The following is a 25,154-nucleotide window of genomic DNA, read 5'->3' as shown; positions in this document are numbered from 1 at the left end:
CATGTCGGACTCTGCGGTCGAGAACGAATATTACGATATCGTGATCATTGGGTCGGGTTTGTCCGGCACGCTGATCGCGGGGCGTTTGGGGGAGTGTGGCATCCGAACGCTGGTTGTCGAAGCCGGCGCGGACGCGACCGACGACGTAGATGCCTACCACGCCGCTTCCATCAAGATTCCCAGCGCTCCCTTTTCTCCTGAAATTTATGGTCCGGGCCAAGGCCTGCGCGATCCCTCGAGCGAGGCCGCGGGCCGGCCGGTCGTGCTAAGCCTCGATCGAGAGCGCTGGCGGGATCCGCGCCAGAGCTATTATGTTCAGAATGGGCCGTTGCCGTTTGCGAGTGGCTATGAGCGTCTGGTCGGCGGTACCGCGCGCAGTTGGATGGGAATCGCCCTGCGCATGCTGCCTAGCGATTTCCGGATGCGAGAACGCTTTGGCCAATTTACAGATTGGCCAATCGACTACGAGACGCTGTCGCCATGGTACGACGCTGCGGAAGCAGCGCTTTCAGTGTCGGGTGACGCTGCAGAGCAAACCTATTTCGGTATCAACTTCAGCCAGGATTACGCCTATCCACAGCCGCCGCTGGCGCCCAGTTGGTTCGACGAGGAAGTCAGACGCAGAATAGATGGACTGCAGTTGGACGGGGTCGATGTCACGATACGGGGTACTCCATCGGCGCGACGCTCCCGCGGGATACCGGGAAAGCCTGCATGCGAGGGCAGCACCAGCTGTATTCCGCTGTGCCCGAGCGGCGCTCGTTTTTCGCCGCTCGCCACGCTGCGCGCCGCGCAGAAAACCGGCAATGTGACTCTGGCCAGCGGCTGGGTGGCCTCTCGCCTGGACATGGGTGATGGCGGGCTAATTGAAAAAGTGACCTTGATCCGTAGCGATACCTCGGCGACGAGCGACGTCGGCAACGCGCGCAGGCAGATCCGGGCGCGCCGGTTTATCGTTGCAGCCAACGCGATCGAATCTGTCAGGCTTTTGATGATGTCTCGCGGAGGGAGTAATCCCGAGGCCGGGCTTGCCAATTCGTCCGGACAGCTCGGCCGCAACCTGATGGATCATCCGATCCTTGTGAGCTGGGGTTTGATGCCCGAACCGGTCGGCGCCTATAGGGGGCCGCTTGCGACATCCGGGATCGAGATTTTTCGCGACGGCGCTTTTCGCGAAAAGCGCAGTGCGTTTCGCATCGAGATCGGTAACGTAGGGTGGAATTTCCCGCTTGGCGATCCAGACACGACGACACTCGATTTTATTCGCGGCACTAACAATTCCGGATTGAATTCAGGCTGCGAGGCGCTGGGAGGCGCTGCCCTGACCCGGCGACTCGCCAACCTGCTTAGCCGTCAGTTTCATCTGAGTTTCGAGTTGGAGCAGTCTCCGCAAGAATCGAACCGGGTCACTCTGGCCCAGGAATTGGATGGTCTTGGGCTGCCAAGACCAAAAATCACCTACGACTTGTGCGATTATACCCGCGCGGGATTTTCGCACGCTGCTGACATTTCCGCGCGGATCCATGCTCAATTGGGCGCAAGCGACCATACCGATATGCGATCCACTCATCCCGCGGCGATCGATATCAGCCCGGATGTCGAGGGTCGCCCCCGCAAGGTTCGTTACTTCGGCGCCGGCCATATCGGAGGAACCTTCCGCATGGGCGGCAGCGGGCGCAACTCGGTGGTCGATAGCTGGCAGCGCAGCTGGGATCATCGCAATCTCTACATCGTCGGAAGCGGGTCGTTTCCGACGTTCGGAACAGCCAATCCCAGCCTGACGCTCGCCGCACTTTGCCTGCGTACCGCTGACCACGTCATCAAGGAGTGCAGGTCGGAACGGCCTATCCGGATGGGGGATCGTGCCTGAAGGTTCGCGAGACGCGCATCAGATCTTCTCCGCGCAGTCGAGGGTTCAGGGCTGCGACGGCACCGAGCAACGGCGCGCAATCCGCTATGTTCGACCACCGCCACTCGATGCGCGGGGCTCCGCGACCCCAGTGCTCGATCAACGGCCGCACTTGTGCGAGGCGCCCCCCACCGAAAACGATCGCACTGCAATCCGCATGCTGCCGCAATCGGTCAACGAGCAGATCGAGAGCCTGGCAGAAGCGGTCACGGTCCGGCTCGCCGGCGGCGGGCGCCAAGTAAAGCTGGAGGCATCCACGCCGCCCGCAGCGGCACAACGCGTTGGAAGCCGGAACCGGAGAATGCGCCAGCACAAGGGAGCCATCGCCGAGGAACATAGGCTCGGCGCGGATGCTGATGCCGATCGCCAGCCCCGTACCGAACTGAACGGCGGCAAGTGCGTCGTCGGTGCCGGCGACTCTGGCCTCCGCCATCGCCGCGGCACGACCATCGTCGCAGTGGAGCGGGGCAAGCGCACCCATCTGCAATCCGGCTAATGCGCGACCGATATCGAAGCCTTGCCAATCTGGCCGGCTGGGCCAATCCGCGCACAGGCCACCACCATCGATATCGAAAGCCCGGGCCAAGCTGACGCGGTCGGGCATTCTGCCGCCGCATGTTGCGAATGCGAGCAAATCTCGCATGGTTGTTTGCGGTTCTGCCGTCGCCAAACGGATGAAACGGATGCTCCGCTCGCGGAGGAGGGCTGCGCGTGTCCAGGTCCCGCCGATGTCCAGGGCGAGATATCTCGCTCTACCGGTCATCGCGGATAGTGATGAGCGAGCGACCTATCGACGGTCCGCGCCATGGCCTCGACATCCAGGTCTCGTCCGACGAATGCGGCGATCGCCTTTGCGCTGCGTTCTGGATCGGCGATCACAAGCTCATAATCCAGATCGATCTGAGGGATGTGGCCGAGAGTTTCGATGGTGGACTTGAGCTGCCAGGCAAGCAATGGCTCCATGCCATCGGGCACTGCGTGGCCGCCATGGCGCAGCATCGCTGCCTGTGAAGCGGCCACATCCGCTATCCTGCGCCTCATCATAATGAGCTTGTAGGGCAGGCTGGGCTCGATAAGGGCGATCAGCGGCACAACGATCTTGATAGCCTTCCCCCGCGCCAGCGAGAGAAAATCTTGATCATGTGCGATCGTTCGCACAGGTGCATATTCGAAATAGCCGCGCGGGTTCATCGCGTCGGGCTGCCGGTCGGTGCTGGCCAGCACAGGCATACCCCCCGCGACGAGCATCTGCATGATCATTGAGGTGCCCGATCGCGGCAGACCGGATACGACGACGATTTGATCGTTTCCTGTCATGGTGCGGACGCGATGATCATGCTGCCGGGCAACAGCGGGACCGGGTGCACGCTTCGGACCGAGAAGCCCAGCTCCGCGATCATTCCGGCGACCTCGGTCACTGTCCGGACGAAACCGTGCCCCCCCGCCACCCAGTCGATCGCGGCGAGATCCGCAAATCCCACCGGCCCTTCCTCGGTGACGAACATATCATAGATTACGACTCGACAATCTTGAGGAGCGCATGCGCGAATCTCCCGCATGATCCGTGAAACGGATGCGAGACCGATCAAATGGGCAACATTCGAAAGCACGATGATCCTGCTCCCGGCGATCAACGCACGATAGGATTCAGGGACTTTGATATCTGCTGCTACGAAGCTGCATCGGCTCGACGCCCCGCTGGGTGAATGCAGCCGCTCAAAGGGCTTTCTCATGACAGCGCGGTCCACGACGGTCGCATTCGCATGTGGGTTCGACTTTGACAGTTCGTGAATCATCGCGCCATCGGCACCTCCCAGATCGAGGATGGCGGCGTTGCCGAGCGGTCCGAATATGCGCCTGATCGCCAGCGCCAGCGGCCGAGCGTTCACCTGCATGGTCGCAGCATAGGCTGCAATAAAGTTCGGATCGTCCAGCGTATCCAGCGGATCGTACAACCGCCCTCTCAGCCCTGCGGTGAGTCCGCCACCCGCCGCGAACAATTGCCTTAGCCGCAGTTCGATCGCGATGAAATCGAGAGAGGAAAGCGCTTGCTCCGACCACCGGTATTGCTCCCCTTGCCGGTCGACGAAACCGGCCTTGACGAGCAGATGCAACAATGTCGCCAGTCCTGCGGGGTCGAGTTTATGGGATCGCGCCAGGCAATCGTCCGTAATCCAGTCCCGTAGCGCTTCGAGGCATCCGGTTTGCGCGAGCGCCGCGACAGCATCGGCGACCCGACCCGCCAGCATCCAGCTCAGTACGTCTGGTCTATCGGAGAAGCGCATCGAGTGCGTCACCAGCAAGGTCGCGGGCATGAATGCCAACGCAGAGGGGATGACGGCCATCGTAACGTCCGGGAAAGCGATCGTTGCGATCGCCAAGGGCAACGGCATGGACCAGGTCTAGATCCGACAGAACGCGTCCCACCCGATCGAGCCATCCGGATTCATCTTCGCGCATCGCTTTCCGCCAGTTGCGGTTGAGAGTCAGCTCGGCGCAGATCCAGTCGTACGTTTCGCCGGCTGCATCCATGAAACAAATTCGTAGATACTTTCGCCCGCCGGTATGTCGTCGCGCTTCGAGCCGGCAATTGCGTGCGGACACCAGGCCGAGGCTCCTGCCGGGGGACAATGCTGCAGCGACGCTGGGATCCATCGACTCGTCAAGCAATTGCAATCGCATCTTCGGATTGATGGACCGGGTCGTTTTGGAGATTTTGAGTAACGTCCGGTCTTCGGCCTGTCCGCCGGATGGCGCGGGACCAAGCTCTACATCTGTATAGCGGTCGTACCGGAAGTCCGGATCCGTTCCCTCTACCTGCTCTGGGCGGATAGGAACTGGACGAACCCACTTGCCTTGGTCGCCAACGCCAGCCACACAAGCATCTGTTCCAAATATCGTCATGGCGAGAGGTAGGAAATCCAATGTCGTATCTCTACCAGCTGGTTAACCGCCGCTGTAGCAAGATGCGGTATGGCGCATCGTTATTATGATCGATGTTGTCGTCATTACAAGTGGTGACTTGGCGCGATTGCAGGTATGTTTTGCTGCCCTTGTGTCGAATAGCGTGCAATCGCCCGAGATGCAGATGATCATTGTCGTCGATACGCACGACGATCATTGTATCCGATATGCCAGGCACATGCCCGGCGCGGTCCGGGCGCGGATCGTGCAGGGACCAATGAAGGGGCGGTCGGCGGCGCGGAACTTCGGCGCGAGCCAGGGCACGGCGAGCTGGATCGCATTTCTTGATGGCGACATGTTGGTCGAACGTGATTGGCTGATCCGGCTTTGCGGCGATCCAGATGTCCGGCCGGCGTTGCGCCGCGGCAAGATCGTCGAATTGATCGCGACTCCAACGGTGGCCACCCTTTGCCGCGGCGGCAGGGGGTTTCCGGCATTGGATCCGGGCAGGCTGGCCCGAGAAGGGTTTGACCCGAGCGGCTATCGGACCATGCGATCCTTATTGGAGACTGCCGTCGAATGTCGCGAGCTTTCGGGCGACGAGGACATGCCCGCCTGGCTGGCGAGTTCTGGCGCCAATTTCGCAATCCCGCGCGCCGTCTGGTCACAGCTTGGCGGCCAGGATGAACAATTTGGTCGGCGTTGGGGCTGCGAAGATCTTGAATTCAGCCATCGCTGCCTTCGTGCGGGCGTCGCGATCGACTATGTGCGTGCCGCGCCCGCCTATCACTTGTCCCACCCCCAGCCGAGCCGCTGGTCGGATCATCGCGCTTCCCTGGCGCTATTCGCCGAGCTTTCCGGCGATCCTGACGTGCTCTTGCTCGAACGCTTGCTGGGCCCGAACGGGTCGATCGCCGCCTACAAGGCGGGCCGAAGTGGAATGATCGATTGAGCGCAGTTGCCGCTCCTGTCGCAGGTGCGTTCCGAGATGAAGTCCCGTAGCGCGTGCTCGAATCGTTCCCGCGTGCCGAACATGGCAATCGCCTCCGTTGAATAGAGCGTGGCAGCTGCCAGCCAGGCCACTGGATCGCAGGGTAGCGCGGGGTTCTGTGATAGAGATTCTGTCTTGTGCCGATGATAGGGAAATTCTGGATAGGCCATGATCGCAATTGACGGTTCGGCGCAAGCCAGCACGGCATCTCGCACGATCACATGATCGACATGGGAATGCGTCGCGAGCGGAACGAATATGGCGGACGCTCCCGGAAAGACTTCCGCGACAGCACTTCCGACCGCCGCCGCCGCCGGATCATTCGCCAACGGCTTGCGGCGCAGGGCGAGGGACGATCTATAGAGGTTTCCGGTCTCGTTCCTGCGTGACCGCGCTTCTGGCAATCCTAACGAAACCAATCGGCAACCCAGCACGCCAGCTGCCGCCCGATCCTCGGCTTCACGCGTGGCCCGGCAATCGGGCGGGGGAGCGAAAATCGTTACGAGGGTTGTTTCGCGCATCGCTGAACAGCATGCGATAATTCCACCGACCGACCATATCGCATCGTCCGCATGGGGTGAGACGAAGACCCATCTCTCGGCCCTTGTCGGCTCGGGGCGCGTCGTTGCACCGGTCAAAACCTTGCCCCGCCGTCAACCTCGAGCACTGTGCCATGAACGTAGGACGCTTCCGGGGAGAGCAGAAAGCGGATGGCACCAGCGACTTCGTCGGGTCGCGCGAACCGCTTGAGGCCGATGCGCGATATCGCTGCCGCACGATCTTCGTCGGAATAAAGCCCGGAATCATCATCGATCGCACCAGGAGCGACGAGATTGATCGTGATTTCGCTTGCAGGCAATTCGCCGACGACTGATTTGAGCCAACCGGCCAGCGCGGCCTTCGATGCGGCATAGCCGGCTTGCCCTGGCGCACCTGCGTGTCCGGCACGTGATCCCACGAGCACGATCCTGCCTTTCCGCGCGGGCAGGATCAGGCGCAGGAAGCGTCGGGCGAGATCAATCTGAGCGACGCTGTTTTCGAGGAATATTTGCGCCAGCTCGTCCCGACCCGTCACCAGGGCGGACTTGCGCAGGGTTGAGCCGGTGCAGTTGACCAAAGCCAGCTCGCCAATCGCGACGCTACGGAAATGCGCGATCAGCCTGTCGGTCTGTACGGGGTCGGAGATATCGCATTGCAGCGTCTCGAGATAGGTGAAGCGACGCTCGAGTGCCGCGGCCGCCGCGGCATTGCTGCGATACGTACCGACTATTCGACCGAATTGGTCGCCCAATGCTTCGACGAGGGCCGTTCCAACCCTTCCGGTTGCTCCCGCGAGGAGACAGGTCCGGGTCATCAGGTCGCTTGATTGGCCGCCTGTGCAGATTGCACATAGCTGTCAAGCGAATCGAGCGAATCGATCAGTTTTCGATCCAGATCTTCGTCTGGAATATGAAGGTCGAATTCGGCCTCGACGCCGATCAGAATCTCGAGTGCATCGACCGACGTGATTCCCAGGCTGCCGATCAGATCTGCGGCTTCGAGTTGTTCGTCGGTCAATTCGCTGCGACGCAGAGAATCGCGAATGATCAGCTTGATTTTCTCGCGCCTTTGAATGGATTGATGGGCGTCTGTCATGGCAGGATCACCTCGTGATAGAAAAGACATGACTATCATTTGTGTTTCGAAATTTAAAATCCGGAACTGCTATTTTTTCGATGTTTGCTCCGCGTTTTTGAACGAATTCGAATAAAATATCTCTAGACCAGAACGTCGTGCCCGCATGTGTCAGCCAGTCCAGGCCGAAATCGGGGGCGGATGCCGACGAGTCGAGAAAAATGTCGTCGATGATGATGCTGCCTGCCCCGGCGACCAAATCGTCGAGCGCTTGATGGAGTATTTGACCGGCGCCCGGCCAATGCAGGCTACGTGTGAAAATCACCACAGGCACCGGGCCCGGCCATGCATCGGCGCGTCGGAGCGTTCGGATCTCCCTTGCGCCCGTCGTCACCCTCGCGTCCGGCGACGCGAGCGGCATAAACAGGCGCTCGGCGGACTGCCAGTTCGATGGGAGATTCTGTAGATAGACAGGGTCGAACGATCCAACTTCGACCACGCGATCCGGTGCGGGCCTTGCGGACATGGCGCGCAGCACCATGCGCGCTCGGGTCTGGAGGCCGCGTCCCGTCATAACTGCACTGTATCGCCCGACAAATGCGCAGTCGCCGCCAACGGCGACGGGCCCATGGCGCAAACTTTCGATGATCGCGGCAACGGCGTTGTACCCGAGCGAAAGCTCTGCCTCGAGTTCCGTCATCGCCCGTATTTCGTCGGCATTCTCGTTCGTCGGGGCGCCCTGCTCCACAATGCCATAGCGCTCGGCGAGCAGGAGGGCATATTCAAGCTGCCCCACGTCGACGCCGCAGCGGGTTGCCGCATGGTCCAGGTCGCCTTCGGCCAAGGCGTCGAACACGCCCAACGCGGAAAGGGCGAACGCCAGGTGCGCGCGCTTATAGGCGAAGATGTGCTCACGCAGCACGTCGGGGCTCGCCTGTCGATATCGTCGAACCTGCGCCAGTTTGCCGCTTGTCGTGACAGGTGGAACGACGCGCGGTACGATCCTGTCGGGCAGATCCTCCGCCGCGAAATGCTGCGCCAGATCAGCCCGGAAGCGCGCGGGATCGAAGCTTGTCCGATCATAGGGCCAGACGTCGAGTGCGAAGTTTCCGGGACGATCCTGTCGCCGCTCGCTGCGGCAGCGGGCGGCAGTCAGGTCGAGGCGTGACGCGGCAAATTGCTCGATCTCGACATGGGGAACAAAGCGTTCGCCGCGCCTGATCGCGAAATTCTCCCGGCCGAGGATGAAGTAACACCCATTGCCGTCGACCCGCGCGATGTCGCCCATGGCATGCCAGTCGGCCGGTTCGTTGCCTGCAACCTTGGCGGAAAGCCTTCCCTGTGCGGCGGAGTCGATCCGGAGCTGGACCCCATCCATCGGTCTCCCCGCCGCCAGCGGCGCCAGCCCCGCCTCGCCAAACAGAATGGCTCCGGTTTCAGCCGAACCATAATTGCGCGCGAGCCGGATGCCAAAGTGCGCCTCGAAATCGGCGTCGAGTTGCGCATCGACCTGTCCGGCACCTGCCATGACCGTGCAAGTCAAAGCTCCCCGCCAGCCTTGTGATCGCGCGCGCAGGATCAGCAATCGGGCGATTGCGGGGGTTAGTGCGGCATGCTCGCACGATCGCAAGGCCTCGAGCGCCGCGTCGAGCTGGTTCGGCTCGCACAACTGGATGTCTGCGCCCGCGGCCAGGCAGCCATGCGCTACGCCCAGCGCGTAGGCATGATGCAGCGGCGCCATGATCAGGACCTTCTTGTCGGTCAGCATCCCCCAGAGGCTGCGATAACGACGACCCTCCGCGTGCAGACTGGCCAGCGACCGAAATATCGTTTTGCGTTCTCCGGTCGATCCCGAGCTCGGCAAGACAATCCCCGGTTCACGCGAAGTGCATGGAAATGGGCCGACGCTCCCGCTTGCCCCCAGCTGTTTGGCGGCCCTGTCCAGCAAGGCGTCGCGGATGGCCGGTTGGCAATTCGAAGGGAGGACCAGCGGCACCAGTCCATCGCTCAGCGCTGCGAGATAACGAGCGAAATCCGCGGCAGCATTCCGCAACGGCACGGCAATCAGTTTTCCGCGGTGTTCATTTGGCAGCTCGCATGCCCGTTCCCGCTCGATCGCATCCGCAAATTGTTCCGGGTCCAATCGCGTCGCGACATCGCCGACGGTGAGCCGTCGGCCGGTTAAACCGGGTTCGCGGATCACCGCGTGTCCGCCTTGAACCGTTCAACTTCGCCCTCGAGGCCGCGATAGGCGTGGGAACGGCACAGTTGGTCGAGGCCAAGCTCACCATCCATGTACATGCTCAAGGTGTCCCACGGCGTGAGGCATCCCTTGCACGCCGACAGCCTCGGCGATTTTTCGAGAAGCGCCTTCCGTATCCCGGATCGTTCCATGCGTGTCCCGGCTTCGTGCCAGCCGGCCTGTGTCAGATTGCCGGCATCGGAAAACCAGATGTTCGGACAAGGCGTGAGCATGCCGTCGTCGAACGTGGACGCCACCAGTTTAGGCAGATGGCAGGCGAACGTTCTTTGGCCTGCCGCATAGAAGCTGACCAGTCGATCGAGATATGCTCTTGGTGGCGCGACTTCCGGAAGCGCCGCAACGCCGGTCGCGAATGCGCGCAAATGGCCGAGTTGCTCAGGCCGTGGCGCGTACATTTGAGCATCGGGGCCGCGCACCGGAAAGGGCGTCAGTTGCGGGGGGTGCTCTCGGTCTGCGAGATAATGTGCGAATTGAAGCAGCGTTTCGATGCTCCTGTCATTGATGACGCAATAAACCTCTATCGGGAGCGGGCTGACGAAGAAGCGTTCGATGCGCTCCAGCACCTTGCCATGTTGCCCCGCATCCCGGACTCGATAGGAATTGCCATGGTGCAGATGGCTGTCGAGAGAAACCTGGATGACGATGTTGTCGTGACGCGCCATGCTGGCGATCTGACGGTCGCTCGCAACGACCCCATTTGTTTGTACGAGCAGTCGCTTGTAGCGCTTTGCGCATTCATCGATGAAAGTTGTGATTTCAGGAATAAGAAAAACTTCTCCGCCTGTGATCTTCAGCATCGCGGGCTCGTAGAGTGCGTCGAAACGGTCCAGGATGGTCAGCAGTCGGGCGATGAGACCCGGATCGTTGAGCGATTCACGTCGGGGCGGGTCGAAAATCAGATGGTCGCCGTGCGACGCCTTGAGATTGCTCTGGCCGGTCAGACAATAATTGCAGCTGAGATTGCAACTCTCTTCCTTGATGACCAGATCGTTGCATAACAGGCGCATCACGCCACCTCTGCGACCGATGTCTTGAACAGGATGTTGCGCGTATCTATCCCGGCGCGGCGTAGATTCATTCCAGCTATCAATTTCAGTCGCTCGATGCGTGCCATGGCTTGGGAAAAGACTGTTTCGATCTCCGGGGCGCGCGCGTGAACCGCGGCGGTGTCGAGATGACCGGCGCGTGTAGACTCGATAATGTCACTGATGAGCGCGAAATTGAAATCCGCCAATTCTTTGCGAATTTCTTCCGTTTCCACGTCGAACTCGCGCAATATTGCGCTGCCGGTTCGGTGATCTTGCAGCGCTCGCGCCAACCGTGAGGAAAAGTTGTGCGTAGTAATGTCGAATGTCTCAAATCGGAAGACGGCCGGTTCTCGGTCTATCTTGCCGGTTTCGGCATATTCCGTTCCATAGAGACCGTTGAGCGTGTTGGCGATGCGCTCGAGCCGTTCATCAACCCAGCGGTATCCATAGATGTTGAGATTTTCAGTGTAACTTTGGTCGAGCAGGCCGTCCTGTTGAAGCTGGCCGATCACTTCCGAACCGGGATATAGTTCCAGTCTCGTCGTGAATCTACGCAGATTATGTCCGAAACTGTCTCTGAGAAAGAGAATGTTGGATTCATATTCTTCCAAGGTTATCCACGGGTGGAAGGCGATAAATCCAAATGCGACATAGACGTTCGCCTCCCGCAAGAGACGGATGATCCGGACGTTGTCGGCAACGGTGGATTTCTTTTGCCAGCGTGCGAGCCCCAGATCCGAGCCCGATTCGATCCCGACCAGCACTTTCTCGAGCCCCGAGCGCCATAGCAAGTTGAGCAGATCGCGATCGCCCTCATTCCAGTTGGCCGCTTGCATGCAGGCATTGTAATAGATGGAGATCCCGCGATCGAGCAGGCCTTCGGCTATCGCCGCGATCCGGGCTTTACCGATCTTGCCGCCCCCCGGGTCTTCAAACGTCGAATCCACGAAATCGAATGTGTTGACTCCGTAACGGCGCACCAGATCTTCGATCTCGTCGACGATCTTGCCGGGACTTGCGCCACGCCACGGCTTCGTGGCTGATCCCACTCGATTGCGCACGTGCGGCGCGTTGCAGAAAGTGCAGTGCGATGTGCACCCTCGGCTGGTGCTGATTCTGAGATAGGGCAGGGCATTGCCCGATTCCAGGAATTGGTCGCGCGCCGGGGGAGGGAGCAGGTCGAGATTGCCGACGCCCAAGGTGACGGGATTGGCAATTACTCGATCGTCGCTGCGATACACCAGGGAGCCAACCGTCGAAAGTTCGTGTCCGTGCTTCAGCGCATCGGCAAGCATCAGAATTGGGGCCTCGCCCTCACCGCGCACCAGTCCGTCAAAGAAATCCCAGCCCGGAGTGCGCAGCAGCGCCTCGCCGAGGTGCGTTGCCAGCGGTCCGCCTCCGACGATCGGTGTATTCGGCAGCGATTGGCGCAGCATCGCTCCAAAGGCCTGCGCATCGGCATTGGCGACCATTGTCAGGCTCAGTCCGACCAGGTCGGGGGCGAATTTCAGGATATCTTCGTGCCAGTGTGCGGGATGGATTCCGGGAAGCGTCCGAATTCGCACCTCGGCGCCGGCGTTGCGCAGCACGGCGGCCAGATAGGCTGGACCCAGATGTTCCGCACTCTGCACGAGGTCGCCCGAAAGCAGGACGGGCAGATATACGCGGAACGGGCGCGCGCCGCCCAATTCGACCTCGGGCAGCGTCGATGCGCCGATCATCTAGAGGTACCCCAGCGCATGCAGATGGCGCTCTGCCAGTGCCTGATACGCGATGTCGGATGTCGCCCTCGCCGCAAAAGTCTGGCGACTTTCGGACGGCCGCCCGGCCGGCGGGATGCCGCAGAGCGGCTCGCATTCGGTTTCGAATGCGGGGGGTACGCCCAACGCTGCCAGGATAGTGGAATAGACGGCGGTTATTTGCGCCGCCCCCCCGATCTCCGTGCGCGTGAACGGAGACCTGACCATTGCGAACCCCTCTCTTCGGTGGACGCCAGGCTGCTGAGGCGCAGCCATCACGGCTCCCTCCAGTGCGCAACTGGCCATCCAGCCCCAGTCGGACGGGATGAGCAAATAATCGGTGGCGGCGCCCGCCTGCAGTCCCGAATAGACGTCGCGGGCAGGGATGAGGTCGAAAATGGGCCGACCCCGGGGATCGCGTACTGTCCGCAGCAAATCGGAAAGATCGCGCTCGACATGCGGTATGTCGGCAGATTCAATCACGCCCTCGCGCTGTCGGCCCTTGCGATTTAGATTGATCCCATAGCATCCGGGCACCGGCATATAGGCATGCGTGCGTTTCCAATCGACCACGGATCCTTGGGCGTCCTCGCTCCATGACCAGCCGATGGCATGATCTTCGCGCGCAATACCGTCGAGTCCACGCTCCAGCCGTTCGGAGGCCAGCGGCCGTGTCTGATGGATGAGTCCGGCTTCGCGCAACAAGGCGTTGATGCTCACGTCGCCGAGGCACGGCCCGAAACCATGGTCGGATGCGAAGATGATCGTGCAGTCATCGGGGCATTCCGCAATCAGGGTTGCGATCGCCCGATCCATTTCGCGCAGCGCCGCCCTGGCCGGTTCTCCAAAGCCGGCGGGGGTCGTGTGGTAATGGGCAATTCTGTCGAACTCGGTGAGCACCAGAAAAAGGGCATCGACCGGATGTCGACCGAGCAAATAGCGAGTCATCTCGAGCCGCTCGCCGATTCCAGCCAATGCCGCAGCCGGATATTCTTCAAGGCCCGCCCACATCATCATGAAGTCGGTGTTCGGCCGATGTCCTGCGTCCCGTAGCTCCTGCAACAACGATGGGGGGGCGGTGTAGTGAAGCGTCGGTGCGAGCGGCCAGGACACCATCCAGCCGTCAGGGAGCGGTTCGGGAGGATGGGTCATCGGGACATTGAAGACCCCGCAGGCAATTCCCGCTTTGCCGAGCGTTTGCCATATCGGCTCGTAGCACCAGTCCGCCGACCCTGCGATGTCGTGCCGATAGCTGTTCGACTGGAGTTTCCAGAATTGGAAGATGCCATGGCTGCCAGGCGAAACGCCGGTAAACATCGAAGTCCAGCCAGGTGCCGTATGCGGAGGAATGGTCGACGCAAGCGGGCCAACCGATCCTCGCTCGCAAAGCTTTGTAATGTTGGGAAGTTGCCCCGATTGAGCCATCTCCATGATAAGTGGAAACGGAGCGCCATCTATCCCAATAAAACATAGTTTGAGTGCATTCACGACACCCTCCCGACTACGGACAAATCATAGCTCATTGCATAGACGCACGCAACACAGCCGGAGATTCGACCTAGGCGGAACTTCGCATGTTCATCTGAACCCGGCAAATCCGCGGGAAGGCGATGATATCGCTATTATGATTTCTTGGGTTTTATCTGTATATACCAGCGGTTTGAGATCCGTATTCAGATCGTATCGAATGCCGTTGGTCGAATGGTTCAATGCTGCCGCTCTCGGCTTGGGCCGCGATCCAAACGATCACGTCACCCGGAACAGTTCGGAGGCATATCCCTTCCGCAACCAATAGGGGGCGCGCATGGTGCGCTGAAAACCATCGCTCTGCGCGACCAGCGTGCCCACGACATTCTGTTTGGTGTCACCTTCCCCGGCAGGCGCGCAAAATTCCTGCGCGTATGCGGCAGCGGATTCCTGATTGATGCTATACAGCCATTTGCGCGAGATGCGCCTGCTCCAGGCGATATAGTCCAGGGCGACGGTAGGGTGAAATTCCGGCAGGCCGTCCTGATTGAATACTATTTCGACTTCCTCTGTCGAGACTTGATCTTTGGCAGCATTCGGCCAGATCCTGACCCTTGCATTTCCGTCGGTCTCGCCAAAAAGTTGAACATGGTTCCATGGAAGCGATTTCAGCAGATAGTAGCCCTGAAGGACGTTGATGTGGGGCAGGTCGATAAGAGTGAATTGACCGAGCCCAAATTGCTGTGCCCAATAGGCGCATCGTCCGACTCCGCCGCCGATTTCGCAAACGGCGGCGCCCGGTCCGACCAGGGCGCGCATGCTCCATGCCGCGAACTGCGCATGCAGGTCTCGATCATGGAATAAACCTTCTCCTGCGGGTATCTTTAGCAAGCCTCCATCAATCGGTGGCGGTGTCAATGAAATCCCCACATGTGCTTCCAGCGTCTGGAGCAAATTGTCGAGGTCGCTGTGGAGATGCTCACCCCAGGGGCCTTGCTCGGGACACTCATATCTGATCGCGCCCACCGCCTCAGCAAACGAGATCAACTTGTCCTTTATCAACAGCCGCCTGAAATAGGCGTAGTCCGAATTCGACGCGATCAGGTCATGCTCCTGTATCCCCTGCGTAATGCCAATCGTGGCGTCGTGCCGGGCCATGTTGCAGAGATAGCCGGCGAGAGCTTCTGGATTTCCTTGCTCCAGAAGCGAGAAGAAATGTTGCTGAAGCTTGCAGATGGACGACCACAGGTCGGGTGCGGCCAAAGGATGGTTCTTCAGTTCCCTCGAGCTTGCGGCGTAGGACTTTAGCAACCTCGAAGATATTTCGACGTCGACCGGGGTGGCTGCAATATCGGGGACGATTACGCTCGGGATGACCGGCAGGGTTTCGCCGATCTCATGTTGCATCCATGCCTGCATGACCGGCTGGGTAAGTTCGGGTATGTCAGGCGCGAAGGTGTCGCTGAAAGGCCGCTGACCGCTGTCGGCATCTTCCCGGTCGTTGATCTCGTCCTTTGTTTTTCCGCTCTCGATCATGGCAAAATCTCCGTAAAAGATAGATGCTTTTTTCTCGATGCTTACGATGAATCGTAAGCGGCGGGGCACGGTCGGGTTGCTTGGTATCTGAGTAGAAAGTATAAGGTAACACATAAGACACGTACTAAAAACGTCGCTGTCCGAACAGGTAGAAGGAATAGGTGACGTGACTGATACGATCCATGTATTGAACGGACCAAACCTCAATCTGCTTGGCGAGCGGGAGCCGGCAATTTACGGGCATGACTCGTTGCGCAGTGTCGAAGAGCTATGCCGGGTCGAGACGGAACTGCTTAACTATCAACTGGTTTTTCGCCAAACCAATGCCGAACATGAGATGGTCGACTGGATTCAGGCTGCGCGTCGAGGTGCGGCCGGGATCGTCATCAACCCGGCGGCGTTCACTTATTGCGGCTATTCGATTCTGGACGCGCTGAGGCTCGTTGATAGCCCGGTCGTTGAAGTCCACATTTCGAACATCTATCAGCGTGAGGCCGAGTGGCGATCGAAGTCCATCATCACCCAGGTGGCGACAGGCATCATCACGGGTCTTGGCATCAACGGGTATCCACTGGCGGTCCGTCACATCGCATGGCTGCGCGAGCGCGCCGGCTAGGATCGCGCCTGTCCCGGGTGCGGGGTGCTATCGAACGCCAGGCGCCAGCCTGAAGGCGCCGGCTGCATCGACAGTCGCAGACTCGCCTCGGCCGCATCGACGAGGCGATCGCGGACAGGGACCGGGTGCTCGCAAAGGCGCCGATCATGACATCATCGCTCTTCGGCAGGGCGCGCAGGCGGTAAGGCGCAGAAAACTGCTGAAGCCGATGGTGCAAAATCACCCGCATCCCCGCGCAGTCGCGCGCGTCACCGGACAGCGTGAGATGTCGAGATGCTAGTAGAAAGAATGGTGGACGCACTTGGGCTCGAACCAAGGACCCGCTGATTAAGAGTCAGCTGCTCTACCAACTGAGCTATGCGTCCATTCCGGGCGTTTCCGGCGCTCTTGGTGAGTGCGCCGCCGCGTTTGGAGGGGCGCGGTTAGCAAAGCTTTCGCAGCTTGCAAACCCTAAAATGCGCCGCACCCAAAATTCTACCAGCGCTGCTTGCGGCGGCTCTCGCGATCGATCGACATCAGGATGCCGAAGCAGATCATGAAGGTCATCTGCGCGGTGCCGCCGAAGCTGATCAGCGGCAGCGGAATCCCGACGACGGGGGCGAGCCCCATCACCATCAGCATGTTGATCGACGAATAGAAGAAGATCGTCGCCGACAGCCCGGCCGCGGTCAGCCGGCCGAACCGGCTCTTCGCGCGCATGCTCACGCTGATCCCCCAGCCGATCAGGCAGCCGAAGGCGAGGATGACGAACAGCCCGCCGATCAGCCCCCATTCCTCCATCATCGTGGCCAGCGCGAAATCGGTATGGCCTTCGGGGAGATAGTCGAGATGGCTCTGGGTGCCGTTGAGGAAGCCCTTACCGAAAATGCCCCCCGATCCGATCGCGATCTTGGACTGGCTGATATGATAGCCGGTGCCGAGCGGGTCGCTTTCGGGGCTCATGAACACCAATACCCGGTTGCGCTGATAGTCGTGGAGCACGAAATTGACCACGAGCGGGATCGCCGCGGCCAGCGCCAGCCCGCCGCCGATGAACAGCCGGAGCGGGATGCCGGCGAGGAACATCACTGCGATCCCGCCGCCGGTGATCATCAGCGCCGTGCCGAGATCGGGCTGGAGCATGACCAGAGCCGCGGGCAGGCCGATCAGCACCGCTCCGGGCCAGATCGCCCCGAACTTGCGGATCTCGCTCGCCGGCAGGATCTCGTAGAAGCGCGCCATGGTCAGCACGATGATCGGCTTCATCAGCTCGGAAGGCTGGAGCCGGATGATCCCGAGATCGAGCCAGCGCTGGCTGCCCCCGGCGACCGCGCCGAGCAATTCGACGCCGATCAGCATCAGCAGCACCAGGGCATACATCGGGAAGGTGCCGATCGCCCACCAGCTTTCGGGCACGCGCGACAGCGCGATCGCCATGCCGAAGAACACGAACAGCTTGGTCCCCTGCGAGAACGCCCAGGGATAGAGGCTGCCGCCCGCGGCGGAATAGAGCACGACCAGTCCGAAACAGCCGATGGCGAGCACCAGCACCATGATCTTCCACGGCAATTGCGCCAGCGGGGCGGGAACGATGCCTGGACCGAGCTTGCTCATTCGGCGCGATCCTCGGCCCGGCCGGCGACGTCGCCCACCGGCACGGTGGCATTGGCCGCCTCGGAAGCGACATTGCTCGCCGCCGCGGCGGCATCCTCGGGAACCGGCGGCGGCGGGGCGGCGCGCGCCGCCGCCTGCGCGGCGTTGAACGCTTCGGCCTTTTTCGCCATCCGCTCCTTATAGGTGCCGCCCCAGCCTTGCTCGAGCGTGTGGAGCGAGGCCATCGCCTTCTCGCGATCGAACAGGAAGGTCATGATGTCGCGCGCGGTGGGCGACACGTCGGTGAGCGGGTTGATATGCCCGTGATGCTCGAGCACGATGGAAGCGGCATAGCGCGGATTGTCCCATGGCGCGAAGCACACGAACAAGGTGTGGTCGCGCAGGCGGAACGGCAGCGAGGCGTTGCCGAGCACGCCCGAACGCCGCTCGGCGGCAGTGATCGCGCGAACCTGCGCGGTGCCGGTCTTGCCGGCGAGCTCGATCCCCGGGATCGGCAGCCGCGCCTTGCCGGCGGTGCCGCCGCCGTTGATCACCGCCCACATGCACTGGCGCACCGTCTGGATGTGCTGCGGGTCGATCCCCAGCGACGGCGCCGGCTCGTGCGGCGTATCGAGCAGCAGGCGGGGCACGATCGCGCGGCCCTGCGCCATGCGCGCGGCCATAACCGCCAGCTGGAGCGGATTGGCGAGCACATAGCCCTGGCCGATCGACGCGTTGACCGAATCGGCGATGGTCCAGGGCTGCTTGTATTTCTTCAGCTTCCACGCACTGTCGGGGACGGTGCCGTAGCGCTGGCTGGGATAAGGCAGGTCGAAGCGCGCGCCGAGCCCCATCTCGCGCACCGTCGGCGCGAAGGCATCGTAACCGAGCTCGCGCGCCATCGCGTAGAAATAGATGTCGCAGCTCTGCGCGACCGCGCGTTCCATGTTGACCGCGCCATGCCCGCGCCGGCTATGGCAGTGGAAGGCGCGCCGCCCGACCTGCAGCGATCCGCCGCAATGCACCGTCGCGTTCGGAGAGATGCCGGCGCGCAGGATGGCCAGTGCGTGCATCGGCTTGACGGTCGAGCCCGGCGGATAGAGCCCCTGCAGCACCTTGTTCATCAGCGGGATGTGATCGTCCTCGGCGAGCATCTTCCACTCGCTCTGACTGATCCCGTCGGAGAAGCTGTTGGGGTCGTAGCCCGGCATCGACACCATCGACAGCACGTCGCCGGTGATGCAGTCGAGCACCACGATCGACCCCGAATTGTCGGCGAGGCGCCGGGCGCAATATTCCTGCAGCCCCGCGTCGATGGTGAGCTTGACCGTCTGCCCCGGCACGTCGGGCCGCGTCGCCAGCTCGCGCACCAATTTGCCGCGCGCGGTCACTTCGACCCGCTTGGCGCCGGCCTTGCCGCGCAGCCGGTCCTCGAGCGTCTTCTCGATCCCGTCCTTGCCCAGCTTGAAGCCGGGCGTGACCATCAGCGGGTCCTTGGTTTCCTTATATTGTTCGGCCGAGGCGCCGCCGACATAGCCGATCAGATGGCCGACGCCGGCGCCGAGCGGGTAGTTGCGCGTGAACCCCTGCGTCGCCTGAACGCCCGGCAATTCGGGCAGCCGGACGAGCACTCTGGCATAGCGTTCCCAGTCGAGGCTTTCCTTGACCTGCACCGGCTGGAAGCCCTGGGCCCGCTTCAGGTCGGTGGCGACCCGGGCCATGTCCTCGGGGGTGAGCCCGAGGATCTGCTGAAGCGCGGCGAGCGTCTCCTCGCGCCTCTCCAGCCGGTCGGGGATCAGGTCGACGCGGAAATCGGTGCGGTTGTTGGCGAGCGGCTGGCCGTTGCGGTCGACGATCCAGCCGCGGCGCGGCGGACTGAGCGTCAGATTGACCCGGTTGCTCTCGGCGAGCAGCTTGTAGCGCTCGTTCTCGAACACCGAGAGCCAGGTCATCCGCCCGGCGAGCACCAGCGCGACTGCGGCCTGTGCGCCGCCCATCAGCACGGCGCGCCGCGAGAAACTATAGGTTTGCGAAGCTTCGGTGACCTTCAGCACCTCAATGCTTCCTCACGTCGCGATCGAACCAGGCACAGAGCCGGTAGATCAGCGGGAACAATGCCGCCGAGGTCAAGACCTGCAGCAGCAACGCGGTATCGACATGCGAGCCGAACGGCGAGGCGACCAGCCGGCCGGCGATCAGGCAGAAGCCGATCGCGCCGGAAGCGATCAGCCAATCCTGCCAGAAATCGCGCCATACCAGCCGCGTATCCAGCACGTCGATCGCCAGCACGCACAGGGTCCACAGCAGCATCGCCGAGCCCAAAGGCTGGCCGCTGACCATATCGTCGAAGAAGCCGAGCAGCACCGGCACCCAGACCCGCATCGAATCGGCGCGCAGCATCCGCCAGCCGAGCAGCACCATCAGCCCGAACGGCGGCAGGAACGGCACCACTGCGACCAGCGGGAGCAAGGTCATCAGCGAGCCCAGCATCACCGAGAGCGGCGCGAGCCATACCGCCCGGGGCGGTTTCTCGGACTGGCCCATCGGGATGAACTCGATCGGAGTCACGGCGCCGGCCTCGGCTGCGCGGCGGGCGAAGGGGAGGGGGTGGGAGTCGGCGTCGGCGTCGGCGTCGGTTCGGGCAGGAAGGTCTGCTGGACGAGGGCGAAGTCGAGCGCGTCGGGATTGGCCGCAGGCTGGCCGATGGCGATGTCGCCCTGGGTGCGGATCACGCGCGCGACGCTGATGTTGGGCGAGAAGACTCCGCCGGTCCCCGAAGTGACGAAGACGTCGCCGACCTTGAACCCCATCGTCGCGACGCTCGCCGAACGGATGTCGATCAGCCCGTCGCCCCGGCCCGAGGCGATCGCCGGCAGCCCGTCGCGGACCCGGCGCACCGGCACGATGCTCTCGGGATCGACCAGCAGCAGCACGCGCGCGCTGTTGGGGCTGGTTTCGATCACCTGGCCGATCAGGCCGGAGGGATCGCGCACGGGCTGGCCGCGCTTGACCCCCTGCCACGATCCGGCGTTGAGCGTCGCGTAACGCCGCGTGCTCGACGACGAGCTGTTGACCAGCCGCGCAGCGACGATCGCGTCGGTGGTCACGTCGCGCAACTTGACCAGTTCGCGCAGCCGGCGATTTTCCTGTTCGAGCGTCTGCGCGCGCGCCACCGTCAGGGCATCGGCCGCGAGCTGCTTCTTCATCCGGGCATTTTCGCCATGGACGTTGAAATAGCTGCCTACGCCCGCGGGAATGCCGCCGAGACCGCGCCGGACCCAATCGAGCCCCGACGAGATCGGCGTGGTGATCTCCGCGAACACGCCGCGCACCGCCGCGAATGCCGACGGATTGAACGTCGACAGCAGCAGCAGCAAGGCGGCGAACAGCGCACCGCCCGCGGCAACGACATAGCCGATGAAGAGCCCGTAATGCGCCCGCCGCGAAAATCCGGGGCGCCGGTTGCGTGGCGGCGCCATTCCCGCTTCCTAGACCTGGATGAGCACGCCGCGGAACATCGGATCCTCGAGCGCCCGCCCGGTGCCGAGCGCGACGCAGGTCAGGGGATCCTCGGCCACGGTCACCGGCAGCCCGGTCTCGTCGCGAAGCACTTCGTCCAGGCCTTCCAGCAGCGCGCCGCCGCCGGTGAGCACGATGCCCTGGTCGACGATGTCGGCGGCCAGTTCGGGAGCGGTGTTCTCGAGCGCGATGCGTACGCCCTCGACGATCGTCCCGACCGGCTCGCTGAGCGCCTCGGCGATCTGGCCCTGGTTGATCTGGATTTCCTTGGGCACGCCGTTGACGAGGTCGCGGCCCTTGATGTGGATCGTCGTGCCGATGCCGTCCACGGGCGGCCGGGCGACGCCGACTTCCTGCTTGATCCGTTCGGCCGTGGCTTCGCCGATCAGCAAATTATGGTTGCGGCGGACATACGAGACGATCGCCTCGTCCATCTTGTCGCCGCCGACGCGGACCGAGGTCGAATAAGCGAGGCCGCGCAGCGAGAGCACTGCGACTTCGGTGGTGCCGCCGCCGATGTCGACGACCATCGAGCCGATCGGCTCGGTGACCGGCATGCCCGCGCCGATCGCCGCCGCCATCGGCTCCTCGATCAGCCAGACCTGCGAAGCGCCGGCATTCGACGCGGCATCGCGGATCGCGCGGCGCTCGACCGAGGTCGAACCCGAGGGCACGCAGATCACGATCTGCGGCCAGCGCATGAAGCGGCGCTGGCCATGAACCTTCTGGATGAAGTGCTTGATCATCTGCTCGGCGACATCGATGTCGGCGATCACGCCGTCGCGAAGCGGACGAATCGCCTCGATCGAGCCGGGAGTCTTGCCCATCATCAGCTTGGCGTCGTCGCCGACGGCCTTGACCCGCTTGACGCCGTTCAGCGTCTCGACCGCCACCACCGACGGTTCGTTGAGGACGACGCCGCGTCCGCGAAGATAGACAACGGTATTCGCAGTGCCGAGATCGATCGCCATGTCGTGAGACATGAATTTGAAAAAGCGGGAAAAAGCCATACTTCAGTTCCGTCCTGCCGATCGGGCGCCCGCCGCCGGCTGTTCGCACCAGATTTTAGTCCGGACCCTTCCGGACGGACGAAAAATCCACCTCGGTGCTGCGCTTGCGGGTCGCGGGATGCCGCCCGTTGGGCTAGACAGACTGCCATGTCAATACGCCGTCTCCCCGAGCACCTTGTCAACCGAATTGCAGCCGGAGAAGTGGTCGAACGCCCTGCCAGTGCGCTGAAAGAACTGGTTGAAAACGCAATCGATGCCGGCGCGGCCCGCATCGCCGTCCGCCTCGTCGCCGGCGGCACCGAATTGATCGAGGTTATCGATGACGGTTGCGGCATGGCGCCCGCCGACATGGCGCTCGCGCTCGAGCGCCACGCCACCTCGAAGCTCCCCGACGACGCGATCGAAGCGGTCGCGACGTTGGGTTTCCGGGGCGAGGCGTTGCCGTCGATCGCCAGCGTCGCGCGGCTGACGATCGAGAGCCGGGTGCGCGGTGCCGATGGCTGGTCGCGCACCGTCGACAATGGCGAGGTCGTCGCCGAAGGGCCCGCGGCGCTGCCGCCCGGCACGCGGGTGCGCGTCGAGCAGCTCTTTGGCCGTGTGCCGGCGCGTCGGAAATTCCTTCGTTCGGCCCGCGCGGAATATGGCGCGAGCCTCGACGTCGTGAAGCGGCTGGCGATGGCGCGCCCCGATATCGCCTTCTCGGTCGAGCATGACGGCCGCCGGGTGCTGGCGGTCCAAAGCGAGGAGTCCCGTCCCGAGCGGGTCGCGGCGCTCACCGATCGCGATCTCGCCGAAAACAGCGTCGCGATCGATTTCGCGCGCGAGAGCCTGACGCTCGGCGGCGTCGCCGGGCTGCCGACCTTCAACCGCGGCGTCGCCGACCACCAATATCTGTTCGTCAACGGCCGGCCGGTGAAGGACCGGTTGCTCGCCGGCGCGGTGCGCGGCGCCTATGCCGAGATGCTCGCGCGCGATCGCCATCCGGTGGTCGCCCTGTTCCTCGAAATCCCGGCCGATCAGGTCGACGTCAACGTCCATCCCGCCAAGACCGAGGTCCGCTTCCGCGATCCCGCTCTCGTCCGCGGCATGATCGTCAGCGGCCTCCGCCGCGCGCTCGACGAGGCCGGCCATCGTAGCGCCCAGCGCCCGAGCGAGGCGGCCCTGGGGATGTGGCAGCCGGGCCCGGAATACAGCCGTCCTCCCGGCGAAGGCGGGGATCTCGAGCCGTATCGCGCGTCGCCCGCGATCCCGGCCTTCGCCGGGATGGCGGTGCGCGATCGCCCCACCTTCTTCACGCCGCCGCCCCAGGCCCGCGCCGAGCCCGCGCACGCCCCGGTGCCCCAGACGATCGACTTCCCGCTCGGCGTCGCCCGCGGCCAGGTCGCCAAGACCTATATCGTCGCCGAGGCCGAGGACGGTCTCGTCCTCGTCGACCAGCACGCCGCGCACGAACGTCTCGTCCTCGAACGGATGCGCCGCGCGATGCAGGGCGGCGGCGTCGCCAGCCAGGCATTGCTGCTCCCCGAAGTGGTCGAGCTCGACGAACCCGGTTGCGACCGGCTCGAGGCGCGGATCGAGGAGCTCGGCCAGTTCGGGCTCGAACTCGAACGCTTCGGCCCGCGCGCGATGCTGGTCCGAGCCACCCCCGCGGCACTGGGGCAGGGCGACGTCCACGGCCTCGTCACCGATCTCGCCGACGAGCTCGCCAGCTTCGACGAGGCGCTGTCCTTGAAGGAGCGCCTCGATCACGTCGCCTCGACCATGGCGTGCCACGGCTCGGTCCGCGCCGGCCGCATCCTCTCGGTCGCCGAGATGAACGCCCTGCTCCGCGAAATGGAAGTCACCCCGCATTCGGGCCAGTGCAACCACGGCCGCCCCACCTGGGTGAAGCTCGCGCATGGCGACATCGAGAAATTGTTCGGCCGGAAGTGAATAGTGTGAAGGGGATTGGAATGCGATCGTGTCTGTTTTTCTGTCTCGTTGCCGCCGCGTTGTTTCCGTCCACGGAAGCTTCTGCCCAGACCGTCCTGAAATCGGGGAAGATTGTGCGGGTCTCCGTTTTCGCGGCGGGTAACTACGCTTTTCGAATCCTCCTGAATGTGCCGGTGCCGGAGTGTGTCGACGGGTTTTTCTATGTCGATGCGACGGACCCGAACTATCAGGTCTATACGGCCGGACTGCTCGCGGCCGCCTCGACGAACCGGTCGATACAGGTTCAGGCGGTTCTGCAGAGCGGTTTTTGCCGGATCGCGAACTACAATATCGAATTCTGAAGGTGAGCAGCGCCCCGCTCAGCGGGCGCGGGCGCGGGCAGGGGTTCGCGCGCGGTTCGCAACTTGCGGCAGCGCCGGTCCGCCGTCGCGCGTGGCGGCGAGATCGACCACGCAGACATGGCCGTAGCGGCGGTGCGCGCCGCAGCCCACCCCGGCGAAGCGGAAGTCGTTCTGGAACAGCAGGCGCCGATGCCCGCGGCCGGGAACGCCGTCGTCGACGATCAGCTGGCGCACCACCGCATCGGCATCGGCCATGCCGTACGAGATGCTCTCGCCGACATAGACGTCGCCGCCGCGGCGCCGCACCCGCTCGCCCGGACCGGCGCCGTCGCGCGAGCGATGCCCGGTCGCGCCGGCATCGCCCTGGTCCCCGGCATGATCCTGCGCCGCCAGCGCGAGCAAATCGCCATGGTCGAGCGGCGGCAACGGCGCCTGCCGTTCGAGAAAGGCGATCGCCTCGTCGACGGCGGACACCCCCTCGCGGGTATACACCCCGTTCCGATCGCCGGGCGCAAACACCACGTCGCCCTCGAAATAGCGGCGATAGTCGCGAAGCTCGTCGGCATAGTCGCGCGGATTCTGGCGGGCATGGTTGATCCGTTCGAGCACCTGCGCCTCGAGCCCGCGTCCGCGCGGCGCGTCGGTGGCGGCGACCGACAGAGTCGAGCAGGCGGCGAGGAAGCCGGCGGCAAGTGGCCCGATACGCACGATAC

The 25,154-nt window shown here is 62.9% G+C and carries 23 protein-coding genes and 1 tRNA gene; 5 read left to right on the top strand and 19 right to left on the bottom strand.

All coding sequences use genetic code 11. The features are described 5' to 3' along the window. Position 1: 1 nt before the first annotated feature. The gene (locus Q9Q95_RS07065) at positions 2-1,870 is read left to right on the top strand and encodes a GMC family oxidoreductase (RefSeq protein ID WP_306095585.1); all 1,869 of its coding nucleotides are present in this window, start codon (positions 2-4) and stop codon (positions 1,868-1,870) included. Here Q9Q95_RS07065 and Q9Q95_RS21200 read toward each other — a convergent pair. The 4 genes from Q9Q95_RS21200 to Q9Q95_RS07045 are packed head-to-tail and all read right to left on the bottom strand — an operon-like array spanning position 1,845 to position 4,834. Then, positions 1,845-2,672 (bottom strand): ROK family protein, encoded by an 828-nt coding sequence (locus tag Q9Q95_RS21200; protein WP_371876704.1) that lies wholly within the window; start codon positions 2,670-2,672, stop codon positions 1,845-1,847. The two genes, Q9Q95_RS07065 and Q9Q95_RS21200, sit on opposite strands and share 26 nt — an antisense overlap. Then, positions 2,669-3,169 carry a hypothetical protein gene (locus Q9Q95_RS07055; RefSeq protein ID WP_306095375.1) on the bottom strand — a complete coding sequence of 167 codons (501 nt, stop codon included), beginning with the start codon at positions 3,167-3,169 and terminating at the stop codon, positions 2,669-2,671. The genes Q9Q95_RS21200 and Q9Q95_RS07055 overlap by 4 nt, the downstream gene beginning before the upstream one ends. Before the next feature lie 53 nt (positions 3,170-3,222). Beyond that, positions 3,223-4,254 carry a methyltransferase gene (locus Q9Q95_RS07050; RefSeq protein WP_306095374.1) on the bottom strand — a complete coding sequence of 344 codons (1,032 nt, stop codon included), beginning with the start codon at positions 4,252-4,254 and terminating at the stop codon, positions 3,223-3,225. Beyond that, the gene (locus tag Q9Q95_RS07045) at positions 4,178-4,834 is read right to left on the bottom strand and encodes a hypothetical protein (protein WP_306095373.1); all 657 of its coding nucleotides are present in this window, start codon (positions 4,832-4,834) and stop codon (positions 4,178-4,180) included. Before Q9Q95_RS07045 ends, Q9Q95_RS07050 begins: the two co-directional genes overlap by 77 nt. Before the next feature lie 64 nt (positions 4,835-4,898). On the opposite strand from Q9Q95_RS07045, the gene Q9Q95_RS07040 reads away from it, so the two are divergent. After that, positions 4,899-5,765 (top strand): glycosyltransferase family 2 protein, encoded by an 867-nt coding sequence (locus Q9Q95_RS07040; RefSeq protein ID WP_306095372.1) that lies wholly within the window; start codon positions 4,899-4,901, stop codon positions 5,763-5,765. Here Q9Q95_RS07040 and Q9Q95_RS07035 read toward each other — a convergent pair. The 8 genes from Q9Q95_RS07035 to Q9Q95_RS07000 form a co-directional block, all read right to left on the bottom strand. Beyond that, positions 5,732-6,442, bottom strand: coding sequence for a PIG-L deacetylase family protein (locus Q9Q95_RS07035; RefSeq protein WP_306095370.1), 711 nt, complete (start codon positions 6,440-6,442; stop codon positions 5,732-5,734). The genes Q9Q95_RS07040 and Q9Q95_RS07035 overlap by 34 nt on opposite strands. Continuing rightward, the gene (locus Q9Q95_RS07030) at positions 6,439-7,158 is read right to left on the bottom strand and encodes an SDR family NAD(P)-dependent oxidoreductase (protein ID WP_306095369.1); all 720 of its coding nucleotides are present in this window, start codon (positions 7,156-7,158) and stop codon (positions 6,439-6,441) included. The genes Q9Q95_RS07035 and Q9Q95_RS07030 overlap by 4 nt, the downstream gene beginning before the upstream one ends. Then, the gene (locus tag Q9Q95_RS07025) at positions 7,158-7,439 is read right to left on the bottom strand and encodes a hypothetical protein (RefSeq protein WP_306095366.1); all 282 of its coding nucleotides are present in this window, start codon (positions 7,437-7,439) and stop codon (positions 7,158-7,160) included. The genes Q9Q95_RS07030 and Q9Q95_RS07025 overlap by 1 nt, the downstream gene beginning before the upstream one ends. A gap of 7 nt (positions 7,440-7,446) precedes the next feature. Further along, the gene (locus Q9Q95_RS07020) at positions 7,447-9,621 is read right to left on the bottom strand and encodes an AMP-binding protein (protein WP_306095363.1); all 2,175 of its coding nucleotides are present in this window, start codon (positions 9,619-9,621) and stop codon (positions 7,447-7,449) included. Continuing rightward, positions 9,618-10,688, bottom strand: a complete 1,071-nt coding sequence (locus Q9Q95_RS07015; protein ID WP_306095583.1) for a radical SAM protein — start codon at positions 10,686-10,688, stop codon at positions 9,618-9,620. The genes Q9Q95_RS07020 and Q9Q95_RS07015 overlap by 4 nt, the downstream gene beginning before the upstream one ends. Further along, the gene (locus Q9Q95_RS07010) at positions 10,688-12,430 is read right to left on the bottom strand and encodes a B12-binding domain-containing radical SAM protein (RefSeq protein WP_306095361.1); all 1,743 of its coding nucleotides are present in this window, start codon (positions 12,428-12,430) and stop codon (positions 10,688-10,690) included. Before Q9Q95_RS07010 ends, Q9Q95_RS07015 begins: the two co-directional genes overlap by 1 nt. Beyond that, entirely contained in the window at positions 12,431-13,936 is a 1,506-nt protein-coding gene (locus Q9Q95_RS07005) for an alkaline phosphatase family protein (protein WP_306095359.1), read from the bottom strand. Between the two features lie 258 nt (positions 13,937-14,194). Further along, a complete protein-coding gene (locus tag Q9Q95_RS07000) occupies positions 14,195-15,451 on the bottom strand; it encodes a hypothetical protein (RefSeq protein WP_306095357.1) in 1,257 nt (418 codons plus the stop codon). A gap of 166 nt (positions 15,452-15,617) precedes the next feature. Here Q9Q95_RS07000 and Q9Q95_RS06995 point away from each other — a divergent pair, with 166 nt between their 5' ends. Then, positions 15,618-16,067: a type II 3-dehydroquinate dehydratase gene (locus Q9Q95_RS06995; protein ID WP_306095355.1), complete on the top strand. Its 450-nt coding sequence runs from the start codon at positions 15,618-15,620 to the stop codon at positions 16,065-16,067. Between the two features lie 289 nt (positions 16,068-16,356). On the opposite strand, the gene Q9Q95_RS06990 is transcribed toward Q9Q95_RS06995, so the two are convergent. The 6 genes from Q9Q95_RS06990 to Q9Q95_RS06965 all read right to left on the bottom strand — a co-directional run bounded on the left by Q9Q95_RS06990 (position 16,357) and on the right by Q9Q95_RS06965 (position 22,168). Beyond that, positions 16,357-16,432: transfer RNA gene (locus Q9Q95_RS06990), tRNA-Lys, on the bottom strand. Between the two features lie 109 nt (positions 16,433-16,541). Further along, positions 16,542-17,660, bottom strand: a complete 1,119-nt coding sequence (gene rodA, locus Q9Q95_RS06985) for a rod shape-determining protein RodA (RefSeq protein WP_306095353.1) — start codon at positions 17,658-17,660, stop codon at positions 16,542-16,544. Beyond that, the gene (mrdA, locus tag Q9Q95_RS06980; RefSeq protein ID WP_306095351.1) at positions 17,657-19,693 is read right to left on the bottom strand and encodes a penicillin-binding protein 2; all 2,037 of its coding nucleotides are present in this window, start codon (positions 19,691-19,693) and stop codon (positions 17,657-17,659) included. Before mrdA ends, rodA begins: the two co-directional genes overlap by 4 nt. Position 19,694: 1 nt before the next feature. Next, positions 19,695-20,183 carry a rod shape-determining protein MreD gene (gene mreD / locus Q9Q95_RS06975; RefSeq protein ID WP_306095582.1) on the bottom strand — a complete coding sequence of 163 codons (489 nt, stop codon included), beginning with the start codon at positions 20,181-20,183 and terminating at the stop codon, positions 19,695-19,697. A 20-nt stretch (positions 20,184-20,203) separates the two neighbouring features. Continuing rightward, positions 20,204-21,118 carry a rod shape-determining protein MreC gene (gene mreC, locus Q9Q95_RS06970; RefSeq protein WP_306095348.1) on the bottom strand — a complete coding sequence of 305 codons (915 nt, stop codon included), beginning with the start codon at positions 21,116-21,118 and terminating at the stop codon, positions 20,204-20,206. 9 nt (positions 21,119-21,127) lie between these two features. After that, a complete protein-coding gene (locus tag Q9Q95_RS06965) occupies positions 21,128-22,168 on the bottom strand; it encodes a rod shape-determining protein (RefSeq protein WP_306095346.1) in 1,041 nt (346 codons plus the stop codon). 147 nt (positions 22,169-22,315) lie between these two features. Here Q9Q95_RS06965 and mutL point away from each other — a divergent pair, with 147 nt between their 5' ends. Both mutL and Q9Q95_RS06955 read left to right on the top strand, forming a co-directional pair. Next, a complete protein-coding gene (gene mutL / locus Q9Q95_RS06960) occupies positions 22,316-24,100 on the top strand; it encodes a DNA mismatch repair endonuclease MutL (protein WP_306095344.1) in 1,785 nt (594 codons plus the stop codon). A gap of 20 nt (positions 24,101-24,120) precedes the next feature. Further along, a complete protein-coding gene (locus tag Q9Q95_RS06955; RefSeq protein WP_306095342.1) occupies positions 24,121-24,441 on the top strand; it encodes a hypothetical protein in 321 nt (106 codons plus the stop codon). An 18-nt stretch (positions 24,442-24,459) separates the two neighbouring features. Here Q9Q95_RS06955 and Q9Q95_RS06950 read toward each other — a convergent pair whose 3' ends face one another. Beyond that, positions 24,460-25,149 carry a CAP domain-containing protein gene (locus Q9Q95_RS06950; protein WP_306095340.1) on the bottom strand — a complete coding sequence of 230 codons (690 nt, stop codon included), beginning with the start codon at positions 25,147-25,149 and terminating at the stop codon, positions 24,460-24,462. Between the last annotated feature and the right edge of the window lie 5 nt (positions 25,150-25,154).

The sequence above is a fragment of the Sphingomonas sp. DG1-23 genome (genome assembly GCF_030730875.1).
In the GTDB taxonomy this organism is placed as follows: Bacteria; Pseudomonadota; Alphaproteobacteria; order Sphingomonadales; family Sphingomonadaceae; genus Sphingomonas.
Note: the sequence above shows the minus strand (reverse complement) of the source record. Positions and strands in the feature narration are given on the sequence as shown.

Excerpts from the sequence above, each read along its gene's own strand:
- Q9Q95_RS07065 (WP_306095585.1), top strand. The coding sequence starts at position 2 with ATGTCGGACTCTGCGGTCGAGAACGAATATTACGATATCGTGATCATT.
- Q9Q95_RS21200 (WP_371876704.1), bottom strand. The coding sequence starts at position 2,672 with ATGACCGGTAGAGCGAGATATCTCGCCCTGGACATCGGCGGGACCTGG.
- Q9Q95_RS07055 (WP_306095375.1), bottom strand. The coding sequence starts at position 3,169 with ATGATCATGCAGATGCTCGTCGCGGGGGGTATGCCTGTGCTGGCCAGC.
- Q9Q95_RS07050 (WP_306095374.1), bottom strand. The coding sequence starts at position 4,254 with ATGGCCGTCATCCCCTCTGCGTTGGCATTCATGCCCGCGACCTTGCTG.
- Q9Q95_RS07040 (WP_306095372.1), top strand. The coding sequence starts at position 4,899 with ATGATCGATGTTGTCGTCATTACAAGTGGTGACTTGGCGCGATTGCAG.
- Q9Q95_RS07030 (WP_306095369.1), bottom strand. The coding sequence starts at position 7,158 with ATGACCCGGACCTGTCTCCTCGCGGGAGCAACCGGAAGGGTTGGAACG.
- Q9Q95_RS07025 (WP_306095366.1), bottom strand. The coding sequence starts at position 7,439 with ATGACAGACGCCCATCAATCCATTCAAAGGCGCGAGAAAATCAAGCTG.
- Q9Q95_RS07015 (WP_306095583.1), bottom strand. The coding sequence starts at position 10,688 with ATGCGCCTGTTATGCAACGATCTGGTCATCAAGGAAGAGAGTTGCAAT.
- Q9Q95_RS07010 (WP_306095361.1), bottom strand. The coding sequence starts at position 12,430 with ATGATCGGCGCATCGACGCTGCCCGAGGTCGAATTGGGCGGCGCGCGC.
- Q9Q95_RS07000 (WP_306095357.1), bottom strand. The coding sequence starts at position 15,451 with ATGATCGAGAGCGGAAAAACAAAGGACGAGATCAACGACCGGGAAGAT.
- rodA (WP_306095353.1), bottom strand. The coding sequence starts at position 17,660 with ATGAGCAAGCTCGGTCCAGGCATCGTTCCCGCCCCGCTGGCGCAATTG.
- mreD (WP_306095582.1), bottom strand. The coding sequence starts at position 20,183 with ATGGGCCAGTCCGAGAAACCGCCCCGGGCGGTATGGCTCGCGCCGCTC.
- mreC (WP_306095348.1), bottom strand. The coding sequence starts at position 21,118 with ATGGCGCCGCCACGCAACCGGCGCCCCGGATTTTCGCGGCGGGCGCAT.
- Q9Q95_RS06965 (WP_306095346.1), bottom strand. The coding sequence starts at position 22,168 with ATGGCTTTTTCCCGCTTTTTCAAATTCATGTCTCACGACATGGCGATC.
- mutL (WP_306095344.1), top strand. The coding sequence starts at position 22,316 with ATGTCAATACGCCGTCTCCCCGAGCACCTTGTCAACCGAATTGCAGCC.
- Q9Q95_RS06955 (WP_306095342.1), top strand. The coding sequence starts at position 24,121 with ATGCGATCGTGTCTGTTTTTCTGTCTCGTTGCCGCCGCGTTGTTTCCG.